This window comes from Candidatus Aminicenantes bacterium (assembly GCA_026393855.1).
Classification (GTDB): Bacteria; Acidobacteriota; Aminicenantia; order Aminicenantales; family UBA4085; genus UBA4085.
The window spans coordinates 1-16678 of the sequence record JAPKZJ010000047.1 but is presented as its reverse complement, the minus strand read 5'-3'; the positions used below and the strand labels follow the sequence as shown (position 1 = coordinate 16678).

Here is a 16678-nt window from a genome sequence, read left to right as displayed (position 1 = left end):
GCCCGGTATTGGATGGCCTCGCTCAAATGGGCAATGGAGATTCGGTCCTCCCCTGCCAGGTCGGCGATCGTCCGAGCCACTTTGAGCGACCGGTCGTAGGCTCGGGCGCTGAAACCCAGAGTGTTGACGGCCGCCTCGAGCAGCTTCTCCTCGTCCCGGCCGATCGGGCAGAACTCACGGACCTCCCGCGTTCCCATCCGGGCGTTGGAGAAGATCCCCTTCCCTCGGAACCGTTCAACTTGCCGGGCCCTGGCCGCAGACACGCGCCCCCTTATCGCTTCCGAGCCCTCCCCGGCCTGCTTGGACACGATCTCGCGGAAAGTCACCGCGGGCACTTCCACCTGAATGTCTATTCTGTCCAACAAAGGCCCCGAAATCTTGGCATAATAGCGGCTTCGCTGGCGCTCGGTGCAGTCCTCGTCTTTTCCCACCGTCCCCCTCAGGACGTCGTGGCAGGGGTTCATAGCCGCGACCAGCATGAACGAGGACGGAAAGACCGCCGTCAAGGCGACTCGGGCCACCGTCACCTCGCCGTCTTCGAGCGGTTGGCGGAGCGCCTCCAGCGCATCCCGTTCGAACTCGGGCAATTCGTCCATGAACAGCACGCCGTGATGGGCCAAGCTGACTTCCCCCGGCCGCGGCACCATTCCTCCGCCGATCAATCCTGCGTCGGAAATGGTGTGATGCGGCGAGCGGAACGGCCGCCTGACGATCGGCCCCTGATCCCGCAACAGACCGGCCGCGCTATAGACGCGGGTCGTTTCGATGATCTCCTCGAAGGTCATCGCCGGCAGGATGGAGGGGATTCGCCGGGCCAGCATCGTCTTGCCGGATCCCGGCGGACCGATCATCAGAATATTGTGACTGCCGGCCGCTGCCACCTCCAGGGCCCGCTTGATGTGGGGCTGGCCCTTGACGTCGCCGAAATCGACGTTCGAGGGAGGAGTTTCGAGCCAAGCCTCCCGATCGAAGACGCAGGGAACGATCCCGGGGTCGCCGCGCAGGAGCTGAACGACTTGATTGATGTTGTCCAGGCCGTAGATATCAATCTCCTCGACCAGGGCGGCTTCTCGGGCGTTGGCCCGCGGCACCACAACGGCCTTGAATCCGCGCTTTTTGGCCAGGATCGCAGCCGACAGGATGCCCTTAACCGGCTTCAACCGACCGTCCAAGGCCAGCTCGGCGAGAAAGAGATAACCGGGAAAGCGATCGGCCGAGATCTCGTCCAGGTAGGCCAAGTGGGCCAAGGCGATGGGTAGGTCGAAGGCCGATCCCTCCTTGCGCCTGTCGGCCGGGGCCAAATTGATCGTCACCCGGCGCGGCGGAAATTCGTGGCCGTTGTTCTTGAGCGCCGCCTTGACCCGCTCCTTGCTCTCGCGGACGGAAGCGTCGGGCAGGCCCACGACGATGTAGTTGGGCAGGCCGCCGCTGATGTCGACCTCGACCTCGACGACATAGGCCTCGATCCCCTGCAGAGCCGCGCTGGATGATTTGTAGAGCATACTCCGCCGTCCCGAAAGAGTCCGACAATAGGAAAGACGCGGCGAAGAGGGGGTTTATATCAGGTCGACGTTTCTTTTATCGGCCGCCGAGGAGGAATCGGCGTCGCGCCGGCCGAAAACCTTTTCCCTGACGCGCGGGACGGTCAGCCGGGCCACCTCTTTAAGCGTTTCAAAAACACCCCGTCCGCTCACCGCAGCCGCTTCGACGAAAGGCATACGGCGGGGATTGAGCAGGTCGTTCAGGGTTTCGACCGGGATGATGTTGTCCAAATCGCGCTTGTTGTACTGAAAGACCAGCGGCACCTGCATCAGGTCGACCTTCTGGTCCTGGAAGTTGCGGCGCAGGCCCTCGAAGCATTCCAAATTGGCGTCCAGGAGCGGAACCTGGGAGTCGGCCACAAAGACGAGGCCGTCCGTGCCGATCAGGACGTTGCGCCGCGAGGCCTCGTAATAGATCTGCCCGGGCACGGTCATGAGCTGGAAATGGACCTTGAAATAGCCGATGTACCCGGCCTTGATGGGGAGAAGATCGAAGAAATAGGTCCGCTCCTGATCCGTCTCCAAGCTGATCAGCTCGCCCCGCGCGGCAGGATCGATTTTGCGGTGGATATAACGGAGGTTGGTGGTCTTGCCCGACAGCCCCGGGCCATAATATACGATCTTCACCGTCAGAGTGTTGATCGTGTAATTTATGAAGGCCATGAGGTCAACGCCTCGAAAAGTATAGCATATTTATCCAGGATGCGTTCCCAGGTGTAGTTTTTCTGGACATAGGCCAAGCCGTTGTTCCCGAGGATGGTCCGCAAACGGTCATCCCGGATCAGCAGGTCCAGAGCGATATCAAACTCTTCGGCGTTGGCGTAGAAGAGCCCCGCGTTGCCCTGTAGGCAGTGCTGGCGCAACGGCTCGGTCGTTCCCTGGACCAGGATGGGAGTCCGCACGGCCAGGGATTCAAGGGCGGCCATGCACAAGCTTTCGAAGTGCGAGGGATGGATCGTGGCCCGGGCCAAAGCCATGGCCGCGGTCTTCTCTTCTGGCGGGACGAAGCCGAGATAACGGATTCCGGGATGATCGGGCAGGGGCATCAGCAGCTTCCCGACCAAAAGCAGCTTGAGGCCGGGATGATGTTCGGCCGAGCGGATGTAGTATTCGAACATCTCCGCGCAGCCCTTGCCGGGCTCGATGCGGCCGGCGTATAGCACATAGGGCTGCAGGTCGCAGTATTTCCCGGCAATCGGCCAATGGGCCGGCGCGTCGGGGATTTCCACACCGACGCCCACGGTCTCCTGGCGCTTGCCCTCGAAAGAGAAGCGGCGGGCCAGCATGTCCTTTTCGGCCGCCGTGTTGAACATGAAGGCGGCCGGGCGCTCGAAGACCTCGCGCATGATCTCCAAATAGAGGGCCGGTTCGTCGTGGGCGGTGGGAACCAGAATGGTCGGACTCGGAACGGCCTTCAGGCCCCAATAGGTGTTGTAATAGAGATAGGTGAAAAAGATCCAGCGGTCGTGCCGGCCCGCTTCGCGCTTGATCGCTTCGATCAAAGAGGGACTGAAGGGGCCCTGGCGCTCCATCCACTCCAGCTCGTCCTTGCGCTCGTGAGCATGGAAAAAGACCTGATCCGAAAAAGCGTTGAAGGAGGCGATATCGCGCGGACGAAGCACATCATAGCGTTTGACCTTGACGCCGTTGATCACGGATTCGCCCTTGACGTATTCGGGCTGCCAGGTCACATAATCCTTGGCCGTGGTCGTATAGACCGTGCATTCGTAGCCGCGGGCCACCAGCCGCTCGGCGATCATGGCGCAGTGCAGCTCCGAGCCGCCCATGACCTCGGGCCCGTAGCGCTGGATGACGAAGGCGATTTTCATGGCCATCTTAGATGATCCCCCGGAGCGCATCCATCAGCGCCTCCTCGCGCGGGAAAGATTTGAAGCGCCGGAGCTCCCGTCGGCCGGATTCGATCAGCCTCTCCCGGAGCGCCGCATCGCCTGCCACCCGGGCCACGAGCTCGGCGGTTTCGTCGGGGCGCCAACGGTTCATCAAAATGCCCGCCTCCCCCAAGGTGCCGGGGACGGCGGTGGAAGCCAGCGCGATCACAGGCAGATCGAAGATCATGCTCTCGACGAGCGGCAGGCAGAACCCTTCGTGCTCGCTCAAAGACAGGAATATGTCCGAAGCCCGATAGAAGGCGAACATCTCGGCGTCGGGGACGTGGCCCAGGAAGCGGAGCTCCTCGGGCGCCAAATAGAACTCGTCGGCCATCCGGGCGCAGGCCTCGTAGTAGCGGGGAAACGTCCCGGTCTTGCCGACCAGGATCAGGCGGACGAGGGGCGAGATGAATTTTTTATAGTAGAAGACGGTTTTGATCAGATGGTCGATGCGCTTGTTGGGCGCGATGCGGCCGACATAGAGAATATTGAACCGGCCGTCCCGGAACATGTCGTGGACGAACCGGCTGGGAGGCTGGGCGTATTTTTCGAAATCGATGAACAGCGGGAAGACTTGGGTCCGACGGAAGCCCATTTCCTGGAGCTCCCCCCGGTTGAATTCGGAGTCGGCCAGGCCGACGTCGACGACATCCTTGAGCGAGGCCAATTCCAGCCGCCCCAACCGCGTCAGGCGGGCGATCTCGGGGTCGAGGCCGCGGAAAAAATGCGACGGGGTGATGTTATGGTGGATGACGGCCTTGCGGCCGGCCGTGCGGCGAAGAACCTCGGTCAGGGGCGAGGCCAGGGCAAAATGGAGGATGGTCAGGTCGGTGGGCGCCGGGGCCGGGAAGTCCTGGATAAACCGGCTCTCCCCTTCCAACCCCCGGTCCCGATCCAGGCAGTAGATCTCGGATTCGTAGCCGCGGCGCCGGAAGAAGGCCCGCAGCTCGGTGGCTTCATCGCCGATGGCGTCGCCGCGGTGATAGGCCGGAACGAGCTGGTCGATCCTCATAACCGGCTCGCCCTCTCGATATGCTCGAGCAGGATGCGGGTCACGTTCGGGCGGGCATACTTCCGCAGGGCTTCAAGCTGGCCCGCTACGATCCTCTCGCGGAGGGGCGCGTCGGCGATCAGCCGGTCGATCACCGCCGCCGTCCCGGCGAAGTCCTTGCGCCGCAAGAGGATGCCGCCGCCGTTCATGGTCTCTTCGACGGCGCCGGCGGCATAAGCGACGACGGGGATCTTCTGATAGAAGGCCTCCAGCAAAGGGACGCCGAAGCCCTCGTGCTCGCTCATGCTCAAGTAGACATCCGCGGCCCGGTAGTAAGCCAGAAGCTCCGGAAAGGTCGTATGGCCGGTCAAGTGGACGTCTTTCAGGCCGAAGCGCCCGATGAAGTCCTGCAGGGCCGCCACATAGCGGTCCTGCCCCCGATAGTCGCCGGCCAGGATAAGCCGGGATTCGGGGTTGAAGATCTTCTGATAGAAATTAAACACCTTCAGGACGTCCTCGGGCCTCTTGTTGGGGATGACCCGCCCGACGAAAAGAATAGTCGTCTTGCGCCCGGCCAGGAGCTTTTCGACCACGGGGTCGGCCCGGCCGTCGAACTTGTCGAAGTTCATCAGGATGGGCAGGACGCCGGTCTCTTGATAGCCGACCGCTTCGAGCTCGAGGCGGTTGAACTCCGAGTCGCCCACGGCCAGCTTGACCTTGTCTTTGAACAGGCCGAGCTCCAGCCGGCCGCGGTAGCACTCGCGGGCCAGGATGCGGTTGTTGTCCAGGAAGAAGTCATGCGGGGTGATGTTGTGGTAGATCATGATCTTCCGGTCGGGGACCCGGAAGGCCATCTTGGAAACGGGCGAACCGATCGAGAAATGGAACAGGACGACGTTGTCGGGCGAAGACAAAGCCTTGTACTCGCGGTAGTCGCGGACATGCTTGGCCGTGGCCGGATCGTAGCCGTGGACGAAGATCTCGGAGGCAAAGCCGCTCGACCGCAGGACGTCGCGGATCTCCAGCATCTCGTCCGAGATGGCGTCGCCGGAGGCCAGCGACGTGGCGAACTGGTGGACGTTCATTCCTCGAACACCCGCTCCTCGACCGTCCGTTCCCGCTTGGTCAGGAACTCCAGGTCCCGCTCCATCAGCCGCATTCGGCTCTTGAGCGACTCGTGCTCGAGCCGCAGCTTGGTCATCTCCACGACCAGGTTGTGGTTGAGCAGGTGGAGCAGCTTGATGTATTCGACGCTGCGATCCAGGGTCCGCATGTATCCGTCGACCCGCTGGTTGGAGGCGTCCAGGCTGCGGACAACCGCAGCCACGTCCTCGTGAAGCGGCAGGGCCAAGGCCCGCATCAGGGGGAAGAGCGGGGAGAGAAGCCGCACCGCCTTGCCCTTGAGCCGGGTTTTAAGCCCCGGGCCCGGCTTTGCGGTCCCGTCTCCCCCGCTCGGCGGGGCATACGGGACGGGCGGCGAAGCCATAGGTCCCCGCTCGATCGTGACGGAAGGCGGCTCTGAGGGCAAAGGAGCTGTCCTGGCAGCCGCCGCCGCCTGGATGCGCGCGCCCAGCTCGGCCACGTCGAGGTTGTCGTAATCGACGGCCACGGCCTCGGCCGGGGCCGGCTTGGTCGTCGGCGTCTTGTCCATGGGCTCTCTCCGTCTCGGTCGCAACCCATTGTAGGGGATAAACCGCCGGGGTTCAACCGCCGGCAGAGGGGCGCCGCACCACTTGTTGACACCACCCTCCGGCCGGAGCTATATTGCCCGACGCCCCCATGGACGAAAAAGAACGCCTGGACCTCTGGACCGCATCGCCCGACGTGGACGAGATCATGGCCTTTCTCCGCGACAAGATCGAGTCCCGCCGCCGGGGCGGGGTCCTCTATGAAGACGAGATCCGCTCCGAGGCCTCGCTCTGGCTGTCGGAGGTTTTGATCGAACGGGCCGCCGGCGAATCGTCCCTGCACCAGCAGCTCGATTCCCTGGATGATTGGCGTCTCCAGCTTCATCCGAACTTCTCCACCCATCGCGGCCGGATCGGCCGCCTGGCGGTCTGGTTTAAAAAACACGTCCTCCTGCCCCCTATGCGCTGGCTCGTTGAGCCGGTCGAGTCCAACGCCTGGCGGCAGGACCGCCTGAACATCAAGCTCCTCCACCTTCTCGAGGAGATGGCCTGGGAGATCGGCCGCCTCAAGTCACGCCTGGCCCGACTGGAGAAGGGCCGCCCGGACGATTCCTCGCAAGGGCCCGGCCGGCCATGAAGATCGCCTTCATCATCCACCGATACGGCGCCGACATTGTCGGCGGGAGCGAATACCACTGCCGCCGGATCGCCGAGCAGTTCGCCGCCCGGCATACGGTCGAGGTCCTGACCACGACGGCCAGCGATTACGTCACCTGGAAAGAAGGCTACAAGGAAGGCGTCGAGACCGTCAACGGCGTCAAGGTCCGCCGCTTTCGGATCAAGTCCCGCCGCAATCTAGTCCGATTCAAGGAGATCTCCGATCTCTGCTTCTACGACAAGGCCCATACGGCCGAAGACGAGAAGGCCTGGGTCCGGGCCAACGGCCCGGACTGCCCCGACCTCCTTCGCTTCGTCCGCGAGCACAAGGCCGAGTATGACGCCTTCATCGTCTACAGCTTCCGCTACGCCACCGCCTACGAGACCCTGCCCGAGATCGCCGACAAAGCGATTCTCGTGCCCACGGCCGAAGAGGACTCGGCCGTCCACCTGACCATCTTCAGGGATTTCTTCACCCTGCCGGCCGGCATCCTTTTTCTCACGCCCGAGGAGCAGGATCTGGTCGGAAAAGTGGCTTTGGGCTCATTGCCGCCGAGCGCCGTCATCGGCTTCGCGGTTGACGTCCCCGCCGAGCTCGACCCGGAGGCCTTCCGGCGCCGCCGCGGGATTACCCGGCCTTACATCCTCTATGTCGGCCGGATCGACCGCAACAAGGGCTGCGACGGGTTGTTCCGCTATTTCCAGGAATATCTCAAGCGCAAGACGCGCGACATCGACCTGGTCCTGGGGGGATCGGCGGCGCTTCCCATCCCCGATCATCCCCGGATCAAGTACTTGGGCTTTTTAAGCGACCAGGAAAAGTTCGAAGCCATCCAAGGCGCGGAGCTGCTGGTCATGCCCTCCCCGTACGAGAGCCTCTGCATCGTCGTCCTGGAGGCTTGGAAGGCCGGCCAGTGCACCTTGGTCAACGGGCTGTGCAAAGTCCTGCGCGGCCAGAGCCGCCGCAGCCACGGCGGGCTGTTCTTCGACAGCTTCGCCGAATTCTGCGAGACGCTGGATTTTCTGCTGGCCAACCCCGCGATCCGGGCCGCCCTCGGACGTTCGGGGCGCCGCTGGCTGGAGACGAACTTCGAGTGGTTCCATCTGACGGCGAAAATCGAAGATTTAATCGCGCGGACAATCGTCCCGCACGCCTGATTACGCCTCTCTGCGAGGGGAGCCAACGGCCGCCGAGGGCTGTTTGAGCACGCGACCATCCTGCGGAATCGAAACGGAGTGGGTGGTCTCCATGACCGGGAGATCTCGAATGCGGAGTTCCGAGGCGCCGAGCGGAATAGCGTAAAAAGGAGTGGTGAACCCGCGCCGCCGGGACGACACCCCGGAGCGCGTTTCCCGGAATCGGAGAAAAAGCTACTTCTTGGGCGTATAAAGCGTGTTTTCGTAGACGCTCTGGACATCCTGGTTGTCGGCCAGCGGCTTCAGCCGCATGTCGACCATCTCCTCCACGTCGCGGTCCGTCAGGAGGCCGCGGGCCTTCTTTTCGGCGATGCGGAGGCGGACATCCTCTTCCAGGCGGACGGTCTCTTCCTCGCTAAGGCTCCGGATCGACAGCCATTCGCTCATTCCGACCCTCCCCCGTTGAAATTCATCTGATGTAGCCCAAAGCCCGCAATTGACGCTCCAGCTCGGGATCGATCTTCGAACGGCCCTTCTCCCGTTTGGGGATGAGGGCGCCGATTTCCTGGGCCCGGCGAACCAGCGTGCGGACGATCTCCGCCCGGCCCGGTTCGCCGTCGATATCGCGCTGTTCGCCGGGATCGGCTTGCAGGTCGAACAGCTCGACCGCGGTCGGAATCCGCGGCGGATAGGCGAAAAATTTAAGCTGGGCTTCGCTGTAGGGCTGGTTCAGGACGAGCTTGAGCTTGCCCTGGTTGACGGCCACCCGCTGGGGAATGTTGACTTCCACCACGTCCTCGGCGAACTCCGCCTGGAAGACGCGATCGGCCGTCTCTTGGCCCTCCAGGACGGGCATGAGGCTGCGGCCGTCGATCGCGGCAGGATCATATGGCGCGCCGACGATATCCAGGATGGTGGGCATGATATCCGTCAAGCGGACGATCGGGTCCAACCGTTGGCCGGCGTGGGTCCCGGCCGGCATTTTGATGATGAGCGGCACCCGGATCAGCTCGTCGTAGAGGTTGTGGGTGTGGTTCCACCCGCCGTGCTCGTAGAACTCGTCGCCGTGGTCGCTGGTCAGGACGATCAGCGTCCGATCATAGATCCCCTTCCGCCGCAGGAAGTCGAGGAGAGGCTTGATCATGTTTTCGTCGGTCGTCCGGACGCCGGCGTCGTAGAGGCCGACGATGTTATCCCGATCACTCTCCGACATGGGCTTGAAGATTCCGGCTCGGCCGCCCAGATCTTGGCTGACATCGAAAGAACGCCAGTGCGGGTTCGGTTTGAGGAAGACATCCTGGATGGCACGCGGGCTTTTATAGGGACAATGAACCTGATAGGTATGGAGAAAGAGGAAGAAGGGCCGATCGCCGATCCGCTCGACCCATTCCACGGCCTCCTTCCCGGCCGCGCCGGCCAAGTCCGGATCGTTGATGTCGACCTGGCTCATGCCGTATTCGTCGAAGCCCTTGGCGAAGCCGTAGGGCGCGCTGACGAACCCCGCGCCGGTTACGGCGTGGGTGGCATAGCCCTTATCCCTCATCTTTTCCGCCAGGGTCGAGATGCGGGGATTCATCCGGTCATCCTCGAAGAAGACGCGGTGGCGGATGCCGTTCAGCCCGGTCATCATGGAGACATGGGCGGGCAGGGTCCAGGAAGCCGTGGAATAAACATTCCTGAACAGAGCGCTTTCGGCGGCCAGGGCGTCGATCGCGGGTGAAACGGGCCGGCCGTAGCCGTAAGCCCCCAGATGATCGGGGCGAAGGGTGTCGATGGAGATGAGGACGACATTGGGCGCCTGCAGCGTGGGAACGACGAAAACCGGGGCATGCCAGAAGCCGAAAGCGCCCTTTTGCCCCGCGGTCACGAGGCGGATGATCGCCGCCTCGTCCCGGGCCGGCACCTGAATGCTGTGCCAGGCATAATTGACGGTCCGCGACTCCCGGGTCGCGGGCATGTCGAGGTGCTGCTCGAAAAGAACCTTTTTGCGGCCCCGGGATTCGAGAATGACGAGAAAGTTGACCCCGGCGGCCCCATCCGCCGCGCCGCCTTCGACGGCGATGGAGTTGGCGTCTCGAATGATGCCGACCCCGAAGTCCAACCGCCCGGCTGCGGTCAGCGGAAGCGCACATTCGTACTCGCTTCGGGGCGGCGCGAATAGGATCTGGATATCGCTCAGCCCGAGGTTGACCCTGCGTTTGAGGCCGAGAGGGTCTTCGCCCCGGCCGGATTCCGGCATGACCGTGGATTGCATGGGGTAGGCCCGCTCGTCCGGAGCGGAGGCGCCGGGGCCTCCGAGGGGGCTGGCGACGATTCCGGCGGCCGTCAAGGCGTCGGTGAATCGGATGGCGGCGATCTCCGCCGGCCCGTCCTTCCGGCAGGCGGGCAGGGCAAGGGCGCCCAGACAGACGGCCGCGCAGGCCGCACGACCCAAACGAAGGGAAAAATCGCTCATAAGGGATATCATTTTATCATTTTGACGGGGTGAACGGAATTGCCTATAGTGGAAACGATGAATAACTACCGCATCGTCCTCAGCTACGATGGGACGGATTATTTCGGCTGGCAGCGCCAGCCCTCCTGCCGGACGATCCAGGGCACGGTCGAGGCGGCGCTGGAGCGGCTGGCCGCGACCCCGATCGCCATTTTCGGCGCCGGGCGGACGGACGCGGGCGTTCATGCCCTGGGCCAGACGGCCAGCTTCAAGGCCGAATTCAAGCTGGGCGAACCGGAGCTCTTCAAGGCTCTCAACGCCATCCTGCCGCCGGACATCCGGATCCTTTCGCTGGCGACGGCACCCGCGGCCTTCCATGCCCGCCGGAGCGCCCGCGGCAAGACCTACCAGTATCGAATCGTCACCTCGCCCTCGATCAGCCCCTTCGACTTGCGCTTCGCCCTTCATTGGCCGCATCCGCTCAACCTGGCCAAGCTCAGGCGCGCCGCGGCGCTCTTCGTCCGGCATGCGGATTTTCAGGGCTTCTCCTCCAACCGGGACCGATCCCCGATCCGGCGAGTCACCCGGTCGGAGATCCGCCGCCGCGGCGACGAGATCATCTACACCGTCGAGGCGGACGGGTTTCTGCGCTACATGGTCCGGACGATCGTCGGCACCCTGCTCGAAGTCGGGCGCGGCCGGGTGCCGGTCGAGAGGATCGAGGAGATTTTCGCCGGCCGGGAGCGCTCCCTGGCCTCCCCCACCGCCCCGGCCAAGGGGCTGTGTCTTCTCAAGGTCGACTACGGCTCAGAGCGGTAGGCCTAAAACAATCGCATCCTCGGTCGGCTGGGTGTAGTAATCTTCGCGAACAGCCAGGAATCCGAAGCCGAGCGTGCGCTCGTACAAGGTCCGGGCGGCGCGGTTGGATTGCCGGACTTCAAGTATGGCATAGGTCGCCCCCCGGCGCTTGGCGTCGTCCATGACGGCGCGGAGCATCCGCTCCCCGATCCTGCGGCGGCGCCAATCCGGATGGACGGCGACGTTGTTGATCTGCATTTCTTCGCTGACCAGCCAATAAAGGACGTAGCCGATCACTTCGCCGCCCGGGCGGGCCGTCGCCACCATCGGGTGGGACAGCCCCATGTTCTGGATTTCGCCGCCGAAGGTCGATTCGAGCCAGGGATTGGAGAATGATTGCCGCTCGATGGCCAGCACTTCGGGCAAGTCCGCCGGCACCATCCGGCGAATATCGAATTCGACGATCTCTGTCTCGGCCATGGCCTAGCGGCCTTCTTCGGCCTGCGACCGCCGATGGTAATGCGGCTCGAGCGAGGCGGCGTCGACGGCCCGGCCCGCCCGCAACAGATCCAGACCGAGCCGGCCTATCTCGGCCGCGATGAAGGCGGATCGATCCGAGAAGCGGGCCTTATCGCCCAAGAGGACCGTCAGGCGGCGACGGCAGAGCGGGACGCCGCTCCCGGCAAAGACGATCGAACGGCGGCGCGGAATCAGGCCCAGAAAGTCCTCGGGAGCATAAGCCCCTTCGGGGACGATCGTCCGTAGCGGCCCGGGGCCGGCTTCGAAAAGCGCGGCATAGATCTCGTCCTTCTTGGCATCGAGCATCGGGCCGAAGAGCCCCGGTTTTTCGCCGCGGTGCTTCCAGGCCAGGGCGGCCAGGGACGAGACCGCGGCCACAGGCTTGCCCGTGGCGAAAGCGAAGGCCTTGACGGTGCTTAAGCCGATCCGCAGACCGGTGAAAGAGCCGGGGCCGGGAGATACGGCGAAACCGTCGACATCGCCGATGGTCAAGCCGTGCGATTTGAGCAGGAGGTCGGCGGAAAGAAGCAGGCGGGCCGAATGAGTGGCCGCGGACTCGATCCCGATCTCGCCCAGCAGACGTTCGTCCTCGAGGAGGGCGACCGAGCCGCTCGGCGTCGTGGTGTCGACGGCCAGGATGCGCATGGGCTCAGCGGGCCTCCGGCTTTTTCCCGCGGCGGCCGTAGGCGAACAACCCGCCGGCCCGGTAGATCTCGAACGGGACGGAGGCCATCGGTTCGACAACCAGAGCGCCGTCGCGGCCGAGAACTTTACCCGTCCCCGCTTGAAGATCGATTTCGATCTCGTCCCCGGAGCGGAGCAGGCCCGTTTCGATCGCCCGCTCCAGCCCATCGGTCCGGACGACGGGAAAGCCCGAGTTCACCGCGTTGCGGAAGTAGATGGCCGAGAAGGAAGGGGCGGCGATGGCGGCGATCCCGAGCGCGATAAAACAATCCACGGCCTGCTGGCGGGAGGATCCGGCCCCGAAGTTACGGCCCGCGACGACGATATCGCCCGGCTTGGCCCGCTGAGGGAAGTCTTTCCAGCCTTCCAGGTTGCCCAGGGCCAGCGGCCCCATTTGGGCAATGTCCGTGATGTGCAGGTGAGCGTTGTGGAAGATTTGATCGGTGTCGATGTCCTCGATCAATTTTCCGGCCGCACCGATCAAAGCCCAGATCCGGCCTCGAATGACGGCGGGTTTCATGTTAGACATCCTCCGGTCCGGCGATTTCGCCCTTGAGGCAGGAAGCCGCCACCACGACCGGCGAGGCCAGGTAGACCGGCCCCTTGCCCTGCTTGCCGGGGAAATTGCGGTTGCCCGTGCTGATCTCGACCTCGCCCTTGCCCGTCAATCCGACATGGCCTTCGGCGCATCCGCCGCAGCCCGGGTTGACGACGATGGCGCCGGCCGCGAATAGGTCGCCGAGGATGCCTTTGTCCAACAGCTCCTGGTAGACGCGGCGGGTGGCCGGGACGACCTTGAGCATGACGCCGGGCTTGATCTTGCGGCAGCGCAGGATGTCGGCGGCCCGGACGAAATCCTCGGTCCGGCCGTTGGTGCAGGAGCCGATGAATCCCGAGTCGATGCGGATGCCGCGGACCTCTGTCAGCGTCTTGACGGTGTTGGGCGAAGGCGGCGCCGCCACCAAAGGGCCTAGGCCCGTGACATCGAGCGTGATCGTCTCGGCGTAGACGGCGTCGGGGTCGGGACCGATGTCGGCCCCCGAGCGCAGGCCGAACCGTTCCACGTCGCGGGCGAACGCCGTATTCCGCTCGGGAATGAAGCCGATGATACCGGCCATCTCGGTGATCATGCTGCAGAGCGTGATCCGCCCGGCCAGGTCGAGGGTCCGGACCGCTTCGCCGAAAAATTCCGCCGACCGCAGGGCGATCCGCTTGGTCCCCAGCTCCCGGCAGAGGAACAGAGCCAAGTCCTTGGCCTCTGCCGCCGGCGACGGCCGTCCCATAAGTACGACTTTGACGCTCTCGGGGACTTCGAACCAAGTTCGCCCGGTCTTGAAGGCGAAGGCGATATCCACATCCCCCATGCCCTGGCCGAACGATCCGACGGCCCCCAGGATGTTCATATGGCTGTCCGTGCCGACGACGGTCGAGCCGGGCCGGGCCAGCGCCTCCTCGATCATGACATGCGAACCGATGCCCTTATCGACATCGTAGACGGTCAGGCCGTGCTTGCGGGCGAAGTTCCGGCAGGCCTGCTGGTTGTCGGCATATTTCAGGGTACAGGCGGGAGCGCACAAATCGAAGGTGAAAAAAGTCTTGGCAGGATCGGCCGGCGCGGCCTCGCCGTACTCCCGGGCGTAGTTTTTGGCTACGTTCGGGCCGCCGAAATCGCGGGCCGAACGGATGTCCAAATCCATCCAGACGATGCCGCCCGGCTTGGCCTGCCCCCCGGAATGGCCGGCGATGATCTTTTCGATGACGGTGCGTCCCACGCGCGATGCCTCCTAGAGCTTGTCGGCCACGGCCCGGCCCATGTCCAAGGTCGTGGATTTCCCGCCCATGTCGTAGGTGCGGACCTGGCCGTCTTTGATGACTTCGGCCACCGCGGCTTCGAGCTGGACGGCCTTGGCTTTCTCGCCCAGCCACTCCAGCATGAGCTTGGCGGCCAGGAATGTCGCGATCGGGTTGACCTTGTACATCCCGGCGTATTTGGGAGCCGAGCCGTGAGTGGGCTCGAAGACGCCGTATTTATCGCCGATGTTGCCGGCCGCGGCGAAGCCGAGCCCGCCGACGAGCTGGGCGGCCAGGTCGGAGATGATGTCGCCGAAAAGGTTCTCGGCCACAAGCACATCATAATCAAATGGGTTTTTGACCAGCCACATGCACATGGCGTCGATGTTGGCGTCCTTGGCCTGGATCTCGGGATAGCCCTTGGCCGTCTCGCGGAAGATCGACAGCATCAGGCCGCCCGTCTCGCGCAGGACGTTGGGCTTTTCCACACAGGTCACCGAGCGGCGCTTGGCCTGACGGGCGAAGTCGAAGGCGGCCCGGCAGATCCGCTCGCAGCCCTTGCGGGTCATGATCCGGGTTGAGAGGGCGATCTGATCAAGGGGCACGTTTAGGAACGGCTTCATCTTGGGGTGGACGGCCAGGGCGTCGCGGACGGCCACGGGCAGGGGGAAGAACTCGACCCCGGCATACATCCCCTCGGTGTTCTCACGGAAGATGACCATGTCGATGCCGTCACGGAAGTTAAGGGGGTTGCCGGGATAGGCCTTGCACGGCCTCAAATTCGAATAAAGATCGAACTCCTGCCGCAGACGGACGATCGGGCTGAAATAGGACAGACCCTTGCCGCGGAGGACGGGATCGAGCTCGGCCAAGGCGTCCGCGTTGGGCTTGGAGGTGATGGCCCCGAACAGGCAGGCGTCGGTCTCCTTGAGCATCTTGGTAGTGCGCTCGGGGAGGGCGTTGCCTTCGCGGCACCAGAATTCCCAGCCGATGTCGCCATAAACATAATCGGCGTCCACACCAAGCTTATTGAGGACGATCAGCGTCGCCTCGACGACTTCCTTGCCCACCCCGTCGCCGGGGAGGATGGCGATGCGATACTTCGACATGCAGGGCTCCTTCGGAATTGATGAGTGCTGGGACTATCTTAACCGGGGCGCGGGGCGGGGGTCAACTCGCTACGAGCTCAACACATCACACCCTGTTGCCGAGAGGCATGGCGAAAACTCCGCACCATCGAAAATCGGCAAAAGGAGATCTGGCTGGCAGGCTAACAAGATGGATATTAATGTGTTACGCTAACGTGGAAAAAGGAAATTCCTATCCTTCCCCTGATAAATCAGAGTCCGCTCGTGGGAGGTATCACCATGAAACACAAGAGCACGGCTGGGGTTCCTGGAATTATTGCCGCCTTTAGCACCATCGTCGGGCCATTTGTTTTGATCGCTTTACTGAATCCTGCGACCAGCGAATGTCAGCAATCAGCACTTGTTCCTGGTGCCGTGATCAAAGCACTCGAAGCTGGGGCATATCTGTCCGAATGGCGGACTCTGCCCGAGGAAGAATGGGCAAAGCCCACCGACAGCAACACGGTCGCGCTGTCACTGAAAGATTTTCATGAACTAGAGCAAGCGATGGCTCCATGGTCTGGACGCAGACATAAAGTCCGAATCGTTCCGGAGCCGCAGTGGAGCACCTCATGGCGCTGCGTTACATTGGATGGAGCCAATGTTAGGATGACCAACCTTGACCTCTCAAATGTCACCGTAGGCGGGCTCAGTGGCGGCATTGTAAGCGATGTAGAGGTGCAATACTGGGAACAAGAAGTTAAGCGGGTGGATGAAAGCGGCGGAGCCGCCGCGGTTGTTTCTCTGGTTGCGGCGCCCTATAAGTTCACTCACCTGAACCGAGTCGGTACCGTCACAACCACAAAAGCTGAGCTCCGCGGGCAAGCCTCAGTGAGTGCACTCCTGGTGGGTCCGCTTCAATGGGGATTGCTCGTAGTGCTTGACCAGACTCAGCGGCTCTTTGCGGATGCCGATATCACGCCCGAAAAGGGGACGCCTGGAAAGCTTCTATCTCTTGGCATCAAGAGCGCTCAGCTTCGGCTGCACGTCATCCGAACGGAGGGGGAGCTGATCGAATTGGGTGCCAGCACTCGCCTTTTTATCTCAGTAAGTTCGACTGAGGACATTGCCGCACGGGCTATTCCAGGTATCGTCGGAACACAGATCACGCTGGAACCTGGTGCATCCTTGCGCTGGAGAGGGCTCGAACTAATCGCCAAGATCGCCGCCGTGACGTTCGTGCTGGCCGAGGATCCTTCAGGTACGCCGACTGTCGAGAGCATCTCCGGGGGCGAACTGACCGTCAACAAGGTCGCCGCGTGAGGCGGCTCACAGCGTTTTGGCTTTGCCGTTTGTTTCTATGATTGCGCCCATTCTCATGCCCTTATTTCAAGCAACTGCGACGGGCTGATACAAATACCTCTGAAACCCGCTAAACGCCATCCCTATCTCCTCAGGTTTCCCTAGATCCGCCACCGCATCGGAGAGAGAATCGTGATATCTCAACCGCAACAACGGAGTCAGTTTGTCCGTATCCAACTC

17 protein-coding genes are annotated in these 16678 nt (G+C 63.0%); 4 read left to right on the top strand and 13 right to left on the bottom strand.

The features are described 5' to 3' along the window. The 6 genes from NTZ26_05290 to NTZ26_05265 form a co-directional block, all read right to left on the bottom strand. The coding region (locus tag NTZ26_05290) for a YifB family Mg chelatase-like AAA ATPase (GenBank protein MCX6559911.1) at window positions 1-1502 on the bottom strand (1502 nt) is incomplete at its 3' end. Between the two features lie 54 nt (window positions 1503-1556). Further along, window positions 1557-2204: a GTPase domain-containing protein gene (locus NTZ26_05285; protein ID MCX6559910.1), complete on the bottom strand. Its 648-nt coding sequence runs from the start codon at window positions 2202-2204 to the stop codon at window positions 1557-1559. Continuing rightward, a complete protein-coding gene (locus NTZ26_05280) occupies window positions 2192-3376 on the bottom strand; it encodes a glycosyltransferase family 4 protein (protein ID MCX6559909.1) in 1185 nt (394 codons plus the stop codon). Before NTZ26_05280 ends, NTZ26_05285 begins: the two co-directional genes overlap by 13 nt. Before the next feature lies 1 nt (window position 3377). Beyond that, entirely contained in the window at window positions 3378-4442 is a 1065-nt protein-coding gene (locus NTZ26_05275) for a glycosyltransferase family 4 protein (protein ID MCX6559908.1), read from the bottom strand. Continuing rightward, window positions 4439-5506: a glycosyltransferase family 4 protein gene (locus NTZ26_05270; protein ID MCX6559907.1), complete on the bottom strand. Its 1068-nt coding sequence runs from the start codon at window positions 5504-5506 to the stop codon at window positions 4439-4441. The genes NTZ26_05275 and NTZ26_05270 overlap by 4 nt, the downstream gene beginning before the upstream one ends. Then, complete coding sequence (locus NTZ26_05265) at window positions 5503-6072, bottom strand: hypothetical protein (GenBank protein ID MCX6559906.1); 570 nt, start codon at window positions 6070-6072, stop codon at window positions 5503-5505. Before NTZ26_05265 ends, NTZ26_05270 begins: the two co-directional genes overlap by 4 nt. A gap of 128 nt (window positions 6073-6200) precedes the next feature. On the opposite strand from NTZ26_05265, the gene NTZ26_05260 reads away from it, so the two are divergent. Both NTZ26_05260 and NTZ26_05255 read left to right on the top strand, forming a co-directional pair. Then, a complete protein-coding gene (locus NTZ26_05260) occupies window positions 6201-6686 on the top strand; it encodes a hypothetical protein (GenBank protein MCX6559905.1) in 486 nt (161 codons plus the stop codon). Further along, the gene (locus NTZ26_05255; GenBank protein MCX6559904.1) at window positions 6683-7864 is read left to right on the top strand and encodes a glycosyltransferase family 4 protein; all 1182 of its coding nucleotides are present in this window, start codon (window positions 6683-6685) and stop codon (window positions 7862-7864) included. The genes NTZ26_05260 and NTZ26_05255 overlap by 4 nt, the downstream gene beginning before the upstream one ends. Window positions 7865-8077: 213 nt before the next feature. Here the strand turns inward: NTZ26_05255 and NTZ26_05250 are convergent, their stop codons facing one another. Further along, complete coding sequence (locus tag NTZ26_05250; protein ID MCX6559903.1) at window positions 8078-8290, bottom strand: hypothetical protein; 213 nt, start codon at window positions 8288-8290, stop codon at window positions 8078-8080. A gap of 22 nt (window positions 8291-8312) precedes the next feature. Next, a complete protein-coding gene (locus NTZ26_05245; protein MCX6559902.1) occupies window positions 8313-10298 on the bottom strand; it encodes a sulfatase in 1986 nt (661 codons plus the stop codon). A 57-nt stretch (window positions 10299-10355) separates the two neighbouring features. Here NTZ26_05245 and truA point away from each other — a divergent pair, with 57 nt between their 5' ends. Further along, entirely contained in the window at window positions 10356-11096 is a 741-nt protein-coding gene (gene truA, locus NTZ26_05240; protein MCX6559901.1) for a tRNA pseudouridine(38-40) synthase TruA, read from the top strand. On the opposite strand, the gene rimI is transcribed toward truA, so the two are convergent. From rimI to NTZ26_05215, 5 genes are read right to left on the bottom strand one after another with little or no spacing between them, the layout of a single operon-like run. Then, a complete protein-coding gene (rimI, locus tag NTZ26_05235) occupies window positions 11085-11555 on the bottom strand; it encodes a ribosomal protein S18-alanine N-acetyltransferase (protein MCX6559900.1) in 471 nt (156 codons plus the stop codon). The two genes, truA and rimI, sit on opposite strands and share 12 nt — an antisense overlap. Window positions 11556-11558: 3 nt before the next feature. Next, window positions 11559-12239, bottom strand: coding sequence for a tRNA (adenosine(37)-N6)-threonylcarbamoyltransferase complex dimerization subunit type 1 TsaB (gene tsaB, locus NTZ26_05230; protein MCX6559899.1), 681 nt, complete (start codon window positions 12237-12239; stop codon window positions 11559-11561). A 4-nt stretch (window positions 12240-12243) separates the two neighbouring features. Beyond that, window positions 12244-12798, bottom strand: a complete 555-nt coding sequence (locus tag NTZ26_05225) for a 3-isopropylmalate dehydratase (GenBank protein MCX6559898.1) — start codon at window positions 12796-12798, stop codon at window positions 12244-12246. 1 nt (window position 12799) lies between these two features. Then, window positions 12800-14050 carry an aconitase/3-isopropylmalate dehydratase large subunit family protein gene (locus tag NTZ26_05220; GenBank protein MCX6559897.1) on the bottom strand — a complete coding sequence of 417 codons (1251 nt, stop codon included), beginning with the start codon at window positions 14048-14050 and terminating at the stop codon, window positions 12800-12802. 12 nt (window positions 14051-14062) lie between these two features. Then, the gene (locus tag NTZ26_05215; protein MCX6559896.1) at window positions 14063-15178 is read right to left on the bottom strand and encodes an isocitrate/isopropylmalate dehydrogenase family protein; all 1116 of its coding nucleotides are present in this window, start codon (window positions 15176-15178) and stop codon (window positions 14063-14065) included. 258 nt (window positions 15179-15436) lie between these two features. On the opposite strand from NTZ26_05215, the gene NTZ26_05210 reads away from it, so the two are divergent. Beyond that, window positions 15437-16459: a hypothetical protein gene (locus NTZ26_05210; GenBank protein ID MCX6559895.1), complete on the top strand. Its 1023-nt coding sequence runs from the start codon at window positions 15437-15439 to the stop codon at window positions 16457-16459. Window positions 16460-16678 lie beyond the last annotated feature (219 nt).